This is a genomic window from Sulfitobacter litoralis, assembly GCF_900103185.1.
Classification (GTDB): Bacteria; Pseudomonadota; Alphaproteobacteria; order Rhodobacterales; family Rhodobacteraceae; genus Sulfitobacter; species Sulfitobacter litoralis.
The window spans coordinates 1-13,766 of the sequence record NZ_FNJD01000006.1; the positions used below are offsets into that span (position 1 = coordinate 1).

The window sequence follows — 13,766 nt, forward strand, 5'->3', positions numbered from 1 at the left end:
CCAGCCGGGCAAGCCACAACAGAATGCCTACATTGAGCGCTATAACCGCACCGTTCGCGGCGAATGGCTCGGGCAATACATCTTCGAAACCATTGAGGAGGCACAAGACCAAGCAACTGAATGGCTCTGGACTTACAACAACGAGCGACCCAACATGGGTATCGGCGGCATGACACCCGCCATGAAACTGAAAACAGCCGCCTGAATTCTACGGTTGGACCCCATTAAAAATGGGGGGATTACCTTAGCCCTGGTGAAGCTTGTTTGAGATCCAGCACCGTTAGCGCGAAAACTTCGGTATCAAGATCAGTATTTTCTTCGACATGTTGCGCGAGCGTTTTAAAGGTATCATCTACAATTGATTGAGCCGGGAACCCGTGGGCGATCCGCATTGTATCGGCCTGAGCAACCCCAGCGGCTGACATTAAACTTAGCGCAGCGGCCACCTTTATTAGATTATTTTTCTGCATCACTTTCCTCCTCCTCGCTTTAGCCGCTTGGGCCAAAGCACTCCCCTCGCCAGACTCAGATATCTGACAAAAAAATGATGCACTGAGACGGATTATTTATCAAGTATACTCATTATATTGGTAAAACTCATTTACTATCATATAGTTAAACCAACATCCTACACTCAAAAGATACCAAACCTATGGCAAGATATGGAACGAACTTCAAAACCCGAGGACCAAATTTTAGGTAATTACGAAAAGTGTTTGATGATTCTGTATTTCACAGCCATTTCCAAAATGAAGAAACTTTACACCCTTGCACTAGCTCCAAAAATCAAGTCGTAGACACCGACGTTCGCTGAGCAGCAGCGCGGATTTCGAGTGCAATGCGGACCTTATTACTCAGAATTAGCTATCAAAGTTCAATCTATCACCACACTGCGAATTCCATAGCGCTATTGCTTGTTGGTATAGAAACGAAAAAAGGTGCCCGGAGGGCACCCTAAGTTTCTCATAGCCAAGCACATCGTTTACCACTCGTTTGTTTTATGCCTGCGGCTTGGCCGTCGCTAGGGGCTTGCGCACCGGCCCCCTGTTCGATGGAATGAGAGAAGAAACTATCTCTTTTCTCATTTCGAAACTGCTAAGATCTTGAAGCCGCACTAGGGCTCGATGCTATTCCGTTTGTACCCACATGCCCCCAAAAGATGTCTCGTTCCCCTCCGTGATTGCTGTACTAGACCATCAAACTCCATAAAGGATCTGCCCCCAGCCCGCGTGAATAAAATCAACAACTTACGCGAACTGGGCGTTAATCAGCCTGTAAATGGCCGCCGAAACACTCGAAATGGGCTTCATATGCTTGGCTTTTTAACACACCCGCTCAACTTGGCTTAGCTGCAGCCGGATGTGCCGCCGCAGGTGTTGCACTTCATGCAGGTGCCGTTGCGGACCAGAGTGTAGTTTCCGCATTCGCCACAGGCTTCGCCCTCGTAGCCTTGCATCTTTGCCTTTACCCGTGCGTCCATGCTGACTGCGCTGCTCGAGACCGCAGTGGTTGACCCCATGGTCGTGGAGGCGGAGTGCTGCACAGCCTGTGGCATCGCACGGTCCAGGGTCTGGGTGCCGCCCGGCCCCTGCCCGCCTTGCAGCAAGACCAAATCTTGCGGCATCCGGTTGCGCAGATAACCGGTAGAGCTGATCTGCCTGAGAACTTCCAGTGACCGCGTTGCCGCAGTTTCCGAGAGTTCTGAGACGTTCGCAACGCTCTCCTGATCTCCGCGTCCGATGCTGTCAAAGCTGGCACCTTCAGGCTGGACATGGGCCAGATCGGTCCGATCCAAATAAGACACGGCCAGTTCGCGGAACACATAGTCCAGGATCGAGGTCGCGTTCTTGATGCTGTCATTGCCTTGCACCATGCCGGCGGGTTCGAACTTGGTGAAGGTGAACGCGTCAACGAATTCCTCGAGCGGGACACCGTATTGCAGGCCCACGGACACGGCGATGGCAAAATTGTTCATCATCGCGCGGAAGCCCGCGCCTTCCTTGTGCATGTCGATAAAGATCTCGCCCAAGGAGCCGTCTTCGTATTCACCGGTGCGCAGATAGACTTTGTGCCCGCCCACATTGGCCTTTTGGGTATAGCCCTTGCGCCGCTGAGGCATCTTTTCGCGGTGCGATTTAATGATCTCTTTGACGATAACTTTTTCGACGATCTTTTCAGCCAGTACGACAGCCTTCTCGTGGGCGGTGCCGGATTCCAGCGTTTCTGCCGCCTCGTCGTCATCTTCGACCAGCGCAGAAGCCAGGGGCTGCGACAGTTTCGATCCGTCACGGTAGAGCGCGTTGGCTTTCACCCCGAGGGACCAGGAAAGCTCGTACGCGCTTTGGCAGTCTTCGATGGTGGCGTCGTTTGGCATGTTGATCGTCTTGGAGATCGCCCCCGAGATAAACGACTGTGCTGCGGCCATCATGTAGATATGGCTATTCACAGACAGGTAGCGCTTGCCCTTCTTGCCGCAGGGATTGGCACAGTCAAAGATGCTGTAATGTTCAGGTTTGAGGAATGGCGCGCCTTCCAGGGTCATTGTGCCGCAAACGTGATCGTTGGCTGCTTCGATGTCTTTCTTGGAGAAGCCCAAAGATTTCAGCAGGTCAAACGTCGGATCATTCAGCTTTTCGGCAGGGATGCCAAGGACTTGGGTGCAGAACTCCTCGCCAAGGGTCCACTGGTTAAAGACAAAGCGGATGTCAAAGGCCTGCGCCAGCGCCGCGTCGATCTTGGCCAGCTCATTGGGACCGAAACCGTGGCCAACCAACGTGGTGTGGTTGATCGCTGGTGCGTTTCCGATGGTGCCGTGACCGACGGCATAGCTTACCATCTCTTCGATCTGGGCAGATCCGTAGCCGAGCTTTTCAAGCGCTGCAGGTACGGATTGGTTAATAATCTTGAAATAACCACCGCCCGCGAGTTTCTTGAATTTCACCAGCGCAAAGTCAGGCTCGATCCCGGTGGTGTCGCAATCCATGACCAGACCGATGGTGCCCGTGGGCGCGATCACAGACGTTTGGGCGTTGCGATACCCGTGCTTTTCACCAAGGCGCAAGGCCTCGTCCCATGTTGCCGTTGCAATGGCGATCAGGTTGGCTTGAGGGCAGTTCGCATGATCCAGCGGTACAGGCTTGACCGAAAGTGCATCGTAGCCGTCTGCATTTCCATATGCCGCGTTGCGGTGGTTGCGGATGACGCGCAGCATGTGGTCGGCATTCTTGGCATGGCCCGGGAAGGCCCCCAATTCACCGGCCATCTCGGCCGAGGTTGCATAAGATACGCCGGTCATGATCGCGGTCAGCGCACCACATAGCGCTCGGCCCTCGTCGCTGTCGTAGCTAAAGCCCATATTCATCAGCAGACCGCCAATGTTGGCATAGCCCAGACCCAGCGTGCGGAAGTCATAGGACCGCTGCGCGATTTCCTTGGACGGGAACTGCGCCATCATCACCGAAATTTCCAGCGTAACAGTCCACAGACGCGAGGCGTGCATATAGTCTTCGACCATAAACTCACCGTCTTGCAGGAAGGTCAGTAGGTTCATCGACGCAAGGTTACAGGCCGTGTCGTCCAGGAACATGTATTCTGAACAAGGGTTTGATCCGCGGATCGCGCCGTCTTCTGGGCAGGTGTGCCAGTCGTTGACCGTGTCGTGGTACTGGATGCCCGGATCCGCGCAGGCCCATGCCGCGTGGCCGACCTGTTCCCACAGATCACGGGCGCGGATGGTTTTCGACACGCGCCCTGTGGTGCGGTCCAGCAGTTCCCAATCGGCGTCTTTTTCGACGGCATGCAAGAACGCGTTGGTCACACGGATCGAGTTGTTGGAGTTCTGGCCCGATACCGACGAATAGGCTTCGGAATCCCAGTCTGTGTCGTAGGTCGGGAATTCAATCGACGTGTGGCCCTGTTTGGCATAATCCAGCACGCGCTTGACGTATGTTTCTGGGATCGCGCATTTTTTCGCGCTGCGGATTGCTGCCTTCAGCTGTTCGTTCTTAGCGGGGTCATAGGCATCGGCCTGCGTCCCATCCCACGCCTTGATCGCGGCGAAAAGCTTGTTCAGCTCGCGTTCATGCATTTTGGAGCCGGCGACGATAGACGCGACCTTCTGCTCTTCGATGACCTTCCAGTTGATAAAATCCTCGATATCGGGGTGGTCCGCATCGACGATTACCATTTTCGCCGCACGCCGCGTTGTGCCGCCGGATTTGATCGCGCCCGCCGCTCGGTCCCCGATCTTGAGAAAGCCCATCAGACCCGACGACTTACCGCCCCCCGAAAGCTTCTCCCCTGCCCCGCGAAGGCTGGAAAAGTTGGTGCCCGTGCCCGAGCCATATTTGAACAGACGCGCTTCGCGGACCCATAGATCCATGATGCCGCCGTCGCCGACCAGATCGTCAGCAACCGACTGAATGAAACACGCATGGGGCTGCGGGTGTTCGTAAGAGGAGGTCGAACGCGTCAGCTTGCCGGTTTTATAATCGACGTAATAATGCCCCTGTGCCGGGCCATCGATGCCATAGGCCCAGTGCAGACCGGTGTTGAACCATTGCGGGCTGTTTGGCGCACCGCGTTGACTGGCCAGAATGTGGCGCATCTCGTCATAATAGGCTTGGGCGTCCTCTTCGGTGGTGAAATAGCCACCTTTCCAGCCCCAGTATGCCCAAGCGCCAGCCAGACGGTCAAACACCTGCTTGGAGGACGTCTCTCCGCCCATCGTGGCATCTTCGGTGGGCACGGAACGCCACAGGAATTCCGGCACCCCCTTTTCTTTGACCTTCTTGGTCTCGGAGGGCACGCCCGCTTTGCGGAAATACTTCTGGGCAATCACATCAGAGGCGACCTGGCTCCAGCTTGAGGGTACTTCGACGTTATCGAGGCGAAAAACCACTGACCCGTCAGGATTGCGGATTTCGGAGGCGGTGCTCACAAAGTCCAGTTCAGCATATGCATCCTGACCGGATTGCGTGAATTTTCTTTCGATTTTCATAAGTGCCGCCCCAATTTCCAAACTCTTAACCCGCGGCATGATGAAGCCGCACGACGCTGTCGCAGATGTGCACCGTCGCCTGTACACCGGTCAGGCCAGCCCCGCATCGGTGCCATTTTGACTGGCGCAAACCCGCGGTACCTGAAGTCACCTGATCCAAGCGCCGCCCCCATCTGACACCAGATATAGTGCTGCGCCCATCAACTCACACAAACTGACGTATGCGGCCCTATCGGGTCAACGGGTTTATTATTGTCTTTCGGAAACTAGAGGCTTGACCGGATCGGCATTTTTTGAAGCTTTGGCGAATGCGGCGATTCAGCAAAATGATATGCACAGAGCACAAACGGGGTGACCCGAATTTGGCATCTCGGATAAAGTTAACAGACACTGGAGTTTAGCACAGTTGCCTCATGCATCGCCTGAGTTATCCACAAAACACCGCACAGCCGGCTGGGGATAAGAAATGCTGAACTGTGGACTATTATTTTTTTAGCCGTCACCAGATCTAGGCTGCAAAGCGGGGCCATTTGGCCACATCTAGAAGGCGGTTCTGTTGCAAAAACGTAAGATTGCACACAAATACAGCGTTCTGATCTGCATGAAGCAGATCAGGAACACTATATGTGGTGGTTCTTAAAGTGGTCGGGGCGAGAAGATTCGAACTTCCGACCCCCTGTACCCAAAACAGGTGCGCTACCAGGCTGCGCCACGCCCCGACTGCGGCCTACTTAGCCCCAAGCAATCGGATTGAAAAGCCCTAACTGCACAGAAAACGATAGTTTTTGAAGAACTAACAGGGCCACGCGGGATTACGCCCTGCAAAGGCAGGATGGCGCAGCTGTGTGCCGGTGGTAATGCCCATGCGCGCGCTTAACCCGCCGTTGATTTCCAACACAGCAAGCAACGCATCACTGCCCCCCTCCAACGGAGATTCGTCGAGCGGAATGGCGTTGCGGTGGATATTCTGAACCACACCCCGCGCATCAATGAATAACAGGTCCAGCGGAATCAATGTGTTACGCATCCAAAAGCTAAGGCGTTGGGGACGGTCATAGATAAAAAGCATGCCCGCACTACCCGGCAGCGATGTGCGATGCATCAACCCTTGGGCGCGCTCACCGTCATCATCGGCGACCTCGACGCTGAATCGCGCCTGCCCCCAGTCCCCCCGCAAGGTCACGCTGTCTGCGCGACACGCAGCAGACGCGCCACCTGCGACGGCCACCGCAGCAAGCGCCAGAACGCCCGTGCGGATCAGCTTTGCGCGGTGCCAGATGAATCGAGCCGTATCGTTTCCCATGCATGTACCTCAGCCGCCATTTGCCCGCGCTCACCTTGGATCACGCGGAGCGCCAGCGCCTCGCCCGGCTGCAAATCCGACAAACCCGACTGGCGCAACACCTCTATATGTAGAAAGATGTCTTCGCTTTTGCCAAACACATTTGCGAAACCAAAGCCCTTTGACTTGTCGAACCATTTGACCCGAGCAGGTTCCAGTGGTGCCGCAGCCACGAGGGCGGGGTCGATGCCCACAATATCGGACAGGGCCATGGCCTGGGCTGTGGCAGGCGGGTGCACGGCATGGATCTGCGTCGCTTGCACACCGCGGTCGGTCTTGTGAACCGTAAGATCAATGCGCGCACCATCTGCAACCGAGCTTTGACCGTAATTGCGCAACACATTGACATGCAACAGGATATCGGGCCCGCCTGAGTCTGAGACAACGAAACCGAACCCCTTTGCAGGGTCGAACCATTTCACCACGCCGGAAACGGCAGAGCTATTGCTGGATACTTCTGACACAAATGTCCTTTGGTCTTCTCTAGGTCAGGCAACTAAGTGCCCGCGTACAAAATATCAGCGACAAAAATCGCCTTATGGGTTTAATCTCGTTACGCTCCAATCGTCGCTTGGTCCGGCACGTCGCCAGACAAAACGGTCATGCAATCTATACTCTCCGTCAGCCCAGAACTCTATCTCAACCGGCGTAATCCGGTAGCCACCCCAAAAAGCGGGGCGGTCTGGGTTTGGTCCCTTCTTGGCGGTAACCTTTGCCACCTCGGTGACCAAGGCCGCGCGGCTGGCAAGCGGGGACGATTGGTCAGAGGCCCAAGCCCCCAACCGGCTTTTGAGCGAACGTGATTTATAATAAGCGTCCGCCTGTGGGCCTTCTTCTTTCGTAATGGTGCCGCGCACACGAATTTGTCGGCGCAGCGATTTCCAATGCATCACAAAGGCGGCTTTGCCCGCGTGATCCAGTTCTTGCGCTTTGGCGCTGGTATAATTGGTGTAAAAGACAAAGGCCGCGTCTTCTATCTCTTTCAGCAGAACCATCCGAGCATTTGGCAACCCGTCCGCATCCACAGTGGAAAGCGCGATGGCGTTCGGGTCGTTGATTTCGGTCTTGGTGGCTTCATCGAGCCAGCGGCGTGCGATCTCGAAAGGGTTATCGCCGGCAAATATACCTTTGCGCGCTTCCATAATCCTGACCCCCTTCTATGCGCAGCAGCGCAATCTTGCGCCATTGCTGTATATCAAATGACATATAAGAACAACTAAAGACACCCCCGCGCCTGGATCCGCCAAGGCGGCTTACTACGGAGTGCTCTGAAAGAGCCGCGGTCATCGTGCAGCCTTGATGCCAAACTATCAATAGCATAAACCGGATAAAAGCTCAGTGACATAGTCGAAGGAAAAACAATGGCAAATGACTTTATGGCAGGCAAACGTGGACTTATCATGGGCCTTGCCAATGACAAGTCGATTGCCTGGGGAATCGCACGCACTCTTGCTGACGCAGGTGCAGAGCTGGCGTTTTCCTATCAGGGCGAAGCGCTGAAAAAGCGTGTTGGCCCGCTGGCAGCACAGTTGGGTAGCGACCTGGTTCTGCCCTGTGACGTTGGGTCGGAAGAGTCGATCGATGCGCTGTTCACTTCTCTTGGCGAACGCTGGGACGGGATCGACTTTATCGTGCACGCGATCGGGTTCTCGGACAAAAACGAATTGCGCGGGCGCTATGTGGATACCAGCCGCGCCAACTTTGCAATGTCGATGGACATCTCGGTCTATTCCTTCACCGCTGTGATGCAGCGCGCGGAAAAGATGATGAAGCCGGGCGGCAGTGCCGTGACCCTCACCTATTACGGTGCGGAAAAAGTGATGCCGCATTATAACGTGATGGGCGTCGCCAAGGCTGCACTAGAAGCTTCGGTGAAATATTTGGCCGAAGATCTGGGCAAAGACGGCATCCGCGTCAACGCGATCAGCGCCGGCCCGATCAAGACTTTGGCCGCCTCGGGCATCGGCGACTTCCGCTATATCATGAAGTGGAACGAATATAATTCGCCGCTGCGCCGCAATGTCACCATTGACGATGTGGGCAAATCGGCGCTGTTCCTGCTCAGCGATCTTGGGTCTGGCACCACGGGCGAGAACTTGCATGTGGACGCGGGCTATCATGTTGTCGGCATGAAAGCCGTCGACGCCCCAGACATGACAAAGGAATAACGACATGAGCAAGGATGCCTCGCGTCTGCCCCACGAAAAAGGGTTTCACATCAGCTGGGACCAGATTCACCGTGACAGCCGGGCGCTGGCGTGGCGATTGGACGGTATGGGCCCTGACGACGGCGGCTGGCGGGCTGTGGTCGCCATCACCCGTGGTGGTATGGCCCCCGCAATGATCGCCGCGCGCGAGCTGGACATTCGCACTGTCGATACGATTTCGATCAAGTCCTACGACCATCAGGATCAATCAGATGCGGTCGTGCTTAAAGCCCCTGATGCAGAGCTGATGGGCGATGGAACGGGCATCCTGATCATCGACGATCTAGTGGATTCAGGCAAAACCCTCGAGGTCGTCCGCAGACTTTATCCCAATGCACATCTGGCGACGGTCTATGCCAAGCCCAAAGGACGCCCGCAGGTGGATACGTTCATCACCGAGGTCAGCCAGGACACGTGGATTTTCTTTCCTTGGGACATGGCCTTGCAATACGTCGAACCCTACCGCGGCAAGGACTGAACGCGCGCCCGAAAATACATGCCTTCGGCGAGGATTTAGGACCATTTGGAAGCAGCGGCTACGCGCCGCGTCAGACTTTGCGCTGGTCTGCTCGCCGGATCCCCCCTCCCTCGCCCAGCCTGGAGCACCTTTGACATGATCCCGCGTACCGCTGCGACTTTCTCTCCCCCGGTGATGGAGGCGCGCCGGTGGTTGTCGGGCGTCCATTTTGACGCTGACCGGCCCTTGATCAACGTCAGTCAGGCTGCCCCTGTCGACCCGCCCCCGCAGGCAATGCGTCAGGCGATGGCGGATGTCGCGCTGAATAATGACGACGCGCATCTTTATGGCCCTGTGCTGGGCCTGCCCGAATTACGCGACGAGCTGGCCGCTCAGGTCAGCGCTCATTACGCCGGTGCCGTGGAACCTGCGCAGGCGGCAATTACATCAGGCTGCAATCAGGCATTTGCCGCTGCGATTGCCACGCTTTGTGCCGAGGGCGACGAGGTGATCCTGCCGGTGCCGTGGTACTTTAACCATAAGATGTGGCTGGATATGTCAGGCGTGGCAGCCGTGCCGCTGGCTGTGGGCGACGCGCTTTTACCGGATCCCGATCACGCAGCTTCGCTCATTACCGACCGCACCCGCGCCATTGCCTTGGTGACGCCAAATAACCCCGGCGGCGTCGAATATCCCGAAGAGCTGGTGCAGGCGTTCTTCGACCTGGCCCGCGCCCGCGGCATCGCGCTGATCGTCGATGAAACCTATCGTGATTTCGACAGCCGTTCAGGCCCGCCGCACCGTCTGTTTCAAGACCCCGACTGGCATGACACGCTGATCCACCTCTATTCCTTTTCCAAAGCGTACCGTCTGACGGGGCACCGCGTGGGTGCGATTGTCGCATCTGAGGACCGGCTGACCGAAGTCGAGAAGTTCCTTGATACGGTTGCAATTTGCCCCGGGCAGATCGGACAGCATGCCGCCCTTTGGGGCATGCAGAACCTTGACAGCTGGCTTGCCGGCGAGCGGCGCGAAATCCTTGCGCGGCGTCAGGCGATTGCGGACAACATGCACCAGTTGGACGCCAAAGGCTGGAAGCTCTTGGGGCTTGGCGGCTATTTTGCCTATATGTCCCATCCGTTTGAGGAAAGCTCTGCTTTGCTGGCCCCGAGGCTGGTACGGGATGCGGCGGTTCTGACCTTGCCCGGCACGATGTTCCACCCGACAGAGGACCCCACCGGCGCACGTCATTTGCGGATCGCCTTTGCCAATCTGGATGTCGCAGGGATCGACGTGCTGTTTGACCGCCTGACACAGGTTTAACGGGCCTCTTGCCCCCCTGCCACGCACCGCATAGACAGGGCAAAATGTGCGTTTAAGGGATGAGACCATGAAAGCCAAAGGCAACAGCTTTACGAAAACCGCAGTATGGGGGCTCATGGGTCTTTTGATCCTGGGTCTGGGCGGTTTTGGGGCGGTCAATCTGAACGGCAGCGCACGCACCGTTGGCGAAGTGGGCGACAAATCGATCTCCGTCGATAATTATGCCCGCGAGCTGCAACAACAGATCCGCGCCATCGAAAGCCAGTCCGGCGAGCAGCTTAGCTTCCAAGAGGCGCAGGCCATCGGTCTGGACCGCGCCGTGCTGCAACGTCTGGTGCGTCTGCGCGCGCTGGACAATGAGGCCGACGAGATGGGGCTGTCGATCGGTGACACAAACCTGCGCGAACGTGTTGTGGAAATTCCCTCTTTCCAAGGTGTTGACGGGAATTTTGACCGCGAGGGCTATCGTTTCGCGCTGCAACAGGCCGGTCTGAACGAAAACGAATTCGAACAATCGCTGCGCGAAGAAGCGGGCCGGACGCTGTTGCAACAGGCAATCACCGGCGGTGTTTCCATGCCCGAAGCCTATGCGAACACGTTGGTGTCCTATGTGGGCGAGCAGCGCAGTTTTACATGGGCCAAGCTGACCCAAGACGATCTTGATGCGCCCCTGCCCGACGCGACTGACGCCCAGCTACGAGCCTTTTATGACGACAATGCCGATCGTTTCATGCTTCCCGCCAGCAAGACAATCACCTACATCACGATGGGTCCGCAGGATCTTTTGGACGAGGTAGAGCTGACCGACGAAGAGCTGCAGGCAGCCTATGACGACCGCGCCGACGAGTACATCCAGCCAGAACGCCGTCTGATCGAACGTCTGGTCTTTCGTGATCAGGAAGCTGCCGATCAGGCCGCCGCCGCACTAGAGGTCGACGGCACCACCTTCGAGGCGCTTGTGGCCGACCGTGGTTTGTCCCTGTCAGATGTAGATCTGGGGGACCTGAGCCAGCAGCAGCTTGGCGCGGCGGGCGACGCGGTGTTCAATGCTGAGGTCGGCGATATTGTTGGCCCCCTACCCAGCAACCTCGGGCCTGCTTTGTTCCGTGTGAACGGCGTGCTGCCGTCGCTAAACACCACCTTCGAAGAGGCGCGCCCGACGCTGGTACAAGACCTGGCCGCCGACCGCGCTGCACGTCTGGTCGAGGTCCGCGCCCGTGATCTGGACGATCAACTGGCCGGTGGTGCCACGCTCGAACAGATCGCAGAAGACAGCAAAATGACCCTCAGCACCATCGAATGGACGCAGGACAGCAGCGAAAGCATCGCCGCCTATGCCGGTTTCCGCGAAGCTGCGACGCGCCTGACCGAGAACGATTTTCCACAGATCGAACAGCTGGATGACGGCAGCGTCTTTGCCATGCGTCTGGACGGCACGAAAGAAGAACGCCCCAACCCATTCGACGCCGCGCGCGCCGATGTGGCAGCGGCATGGCGAAACGAACAGTTGATCGACGCCCTGCGTGCCAAGGCAGAAACCCTGCAGGCAGAGCTTGCTGATGGGGGCGATTTCGCGGAGCTGGGGCTTGAGCCCAAGACCGGGTCTGACCAATCTCGTGACGCGGTTGTCAGCGCTGCCCCCCAAGGATTCATTGCCGCTGTGTTTGATGCAGCACCCGGTGATGTGAAGCTGCTTGAAGGCACCGACGAGGTCGCACTTGTGCGCCTTGATCGCATAAAAGATGCAGCCGAGGATGACCGGATGACACAGGTCAAAACCCAGATTGCCGCGCAGCTGGATGATCAGCTTTCTCAGGCGCTGTTTGCTGCGTTTTCCGACGATGTGATCCGCCGCACGGCACCGCGCGTCGACCAGCAGGCGATTGACGCCGTTCACGTGAACTTCCCCTAAGGTAGGTCTCCCATGTCGTTGACACCCGATTATGACAGCTTTGCCGCCGGCTATGTGGCGGGCAACAACCAGATCGTTTACACCCGCCTGGCAGCCGATTTGGACACGCCAGTCTCGTTGATGCTGAAACTCACCGGTGCCGCGCAGAACGCTTTCGTATTGGAATCGGTGACCGGCGGCGAAGTGCGTGGGCGCTATTCCATCATCGGCATGAAGCCGGACCTGATCTGGCGCTGTCAGGGCACCACGTCGGCGATCAACCGTGCGGCACGCTATGACGTTGATGCCTTCGACGACGTCGAGGGGGACCCGCTTGATACATTGCGTGCGGTGATCGCGGAATCGAAGATCGACCTGCCCAATGACCTGCCCCAAGCCGCCGCAGGGCTGTTCGGCTATCTGGGCTATGACATGATCCGGCTGGTGGAACATCTGCCGAATGTGAACCCCGACCCCTTGGGGCTGCCCGATGCAATGATGGTGCGCCCTTCGGTGATTGCGGTGCTGGACGGGGTCAAGGGCGAGGTCACCATCGTCTCCCCCGCTTGGGTGTCGGACGGACAATCGGCCAAGGCCGCCTATGCCCAAGCCGCCGAGCGTGTGATGGATGCGGTGCGCGATCTGGAACGGTCGATGCCCGGCACCAGCCGTGATCTGGGGGACGCCCATGAGGAATCCGCCCCTGTCAGCAACTTCACCCGCGAAGGCTATAAATCCGCCGTTGAAAAAGCCCGCGACTATATCGTAGCGGGCGACATCTTTCAGGTGGTGCCGTCGCAACGGTGGGCGCAAGGGTTCTCGCAGCCGCCGTTCGCGCTCTATCGCAGTTTACGCCGGACCAATCCGTCGCCCTTCATGTTCTATTTCAATTTCGGTGACTTTCACGTCGTCGGGGCCTCGCCCGAAATCCTCGTACGAGTGTTCGGTGACGAGATCACGATCCGTCCCGTCGCGGGCACCCGCCGTCGTGGTGCTACGCCAGAGGAAGACCGCGCCCTCGAGGCCGACTTGCTGGCCGACGAGAAAGAGCTGGCTGAACATCTGATGCTGCTGGATCTCGGCCGCAATGACGTGGGCCGTGTTGCCAAGATCGGCACGGTGCGTCCGACCGAGGAGTTCATCGTCGAGCGCTACAGCCATGTGATGCACATCGTGTCCAACGTTGTGGGCGAGCTTCGCGAGGATCGTGATGCGCTGGATGCGTTCTTTGCGGGGATGCCCGCAGGCACCGTTTCGGGCGCACCGAAGGTTCGCGCGATGGAGATCATCGACGAGCTGGAGCCCGAGAAACGCGGGCTGTACGGCGGCGGTGTCGGCTATTTTAGCGCGGGCGGCGACATGGACATGTGCATCGCGCTGCGCACTGCCGTCATCAAGGACAAAACCCTGTATATTCAAGCCGGTGGTGGTGTTGTTTATGACAGCGACGCAGAGGCGGAGTATATGGAGACGGTGCATAAATCCGACGCTATCCGCCGCGCGGCGGCCGACGCGGCGCGGTTTGCAGGTCAAGGGAACAGCTGAGG

At 57.4% G+C, this 13,766-nt stretch carries 11 protein-coding genes and 1 tRNA gene; 6 read left to right on the top strand and 6 right to left on the bottom strand.

What is annotated here, in order from left to right:
• Positions 1 to 205: integrase core domain-containing protein (locus tag BLQ98_RS06520; protein WP_141135306.1), on the top strand; the 205-nt coding region annotated here is incomplete at its 5' end.
• A gap of 34 nt (positions 206 to 239) precedes the next feature.
• On the opposite strand, the gene BLQ98_RS06525 is transcribed toward BLQ98_RS06520, so the two are convergent.
• From BLQ98_RS06525 to pdxH, 6 genes are all read right to left on the bottom strand, one after another.
• Entirely contained in the window at positions 240 to 473 is a 234-nt protein-coding gene (locus BLQ98_RS06525; protein ID WP_141135307.1) for a hypothetical protein, read from the bottom strand.
• 872 nt (positions 474 to 1,345) lie between these two features.
• A complete protein-coding gene (locus BLQ98_RS06530) occupies positions 1,346 to 4,999 on the bottom strand; it encodes a vitamin B12-dependent ribonucleotide reductase (RefSeq protein ID WP_093732538.1) in 3,654 nt (1,217 codons plus the stop codon).
• A gap of 642 nt (positions 5,000 to 5,641) precedes the next feature.
• Positions 5,642 to 5,718, bottom strand: a tRNA-Pro gene (locus BLQ98_RS06535).
• Between the two features lie 74 nt (positions 5,719 to 5,792).
• Positions 5,793 to 6,302: a DUF192 domain-containing protein gene (locus BLQ98_RS06540; protein ID WP_093732539.1), complete on the bottom strand. Its 510-nt coding sequence runs from the start codon at positions 6,300 to 6,302 to the stop codon at positions 5,793 to 5,795.
• Positions 6,257 to 6,805, bottom strand: a complete 549-nt coding sequence (locus BLQ98_RS06545; protein ID WP_208596028.1) for a cold-shock protein — start codon at positions 6,803 to 6,805, stop codon at positions 6,257 to 6,259. The genes BLQ98_RS06540 and BLQ98_RS06545 overlap by 46 nt, the downstream gene beginning before the upstream one ends.
• Positions 6,806 to 6,877: 72 nt before the next feature.
• Positions 6,878 to 7,483 carry a pyridoxamine 5'-phosphate oxidase gene (pdxH, locus tag BLQ98_RS06550; protein WP_093732540.1) on the bottom strand — a complete coding sequence of 202 codons (606 nt, stop codon included), beginning with the start codon at positions 7,481 to 7,483 and terminating at the stop codon, positions 6,878 to 6,880.
• A 219-nt stretch (positions 7,484 to 7,702) separates the two neighbouring features.
• Between pdxH and fabI the strand changes: the two genes are divergently transcribed.
• The 5 genes from fabI (at position 7,703) to trpE (ending at position 13,764) form a co-directional block, all read left to right on the top strand.
• Complete coding sequence (gene fabI / locus BLQ98_RS06555; RefSeq protein ID WP_093732541.1) at positions 7,703 to 8,509, top strand: enoyl-ACP reductase FabI; 807 nt, start codon at positions 7,703 to 7,705, stop codon at positions 8,507 to 8,509.
• A gap of 4 nt (positions 8,510 to 8,513) precedes the next feature.
• Positions 8,514 to 9,026, top strand: coding sequence for a xanthine phosphoribosyltransferase (gpt, locus tag BLQ98_RS06560; protein WP_093732542.1), 513 nt, complete (start codon positions 8,514 to 8,516; stop codon positions 9,024 to 9,026).
• Between the two features lie 174 nt (positions 9,027 to 9,200).
• Positions 9,201 to 10,328 (top strand): aminotransferase, encoded by a 1,128-nt coding sequence (locus BLQ98_RS06565; RefSeq protein WP_414718558.1) that lies wholly within the window; start codon positions 9,201 to 9,203, stop codon positions 10,326 to 10,328.
• Positions 10,329 to 10,395: 67 nt separating this feature from the next.
• Positions 10,396 to 12,240, top strand: coding sequence for a peptidylprolyl isomerase (locus tag BLQ98_RS06570; protein ID WP_093732544.1), 1,845 nt, complete (start codon positions 10,396 to 10,398; stop codon positions 12,238 to 12,240).
• 12 nt (positions 12,241 to 12,252) lie between these two features.
• Positions 12,253 to 13,764, top strand: a complete 1,512-nt coding sequence (gene trpE, locus BLQ98_RS06575; RefSeq protein WP_093732545.1) for an anthranilate synthase component I — start codon at positions 12,253 to 12,255, stop codon at positions 13,762 to 13,764.
• The last annotated feature ends 2 nt before the right edge of the window (positions 13,765 to 13,766 follow it).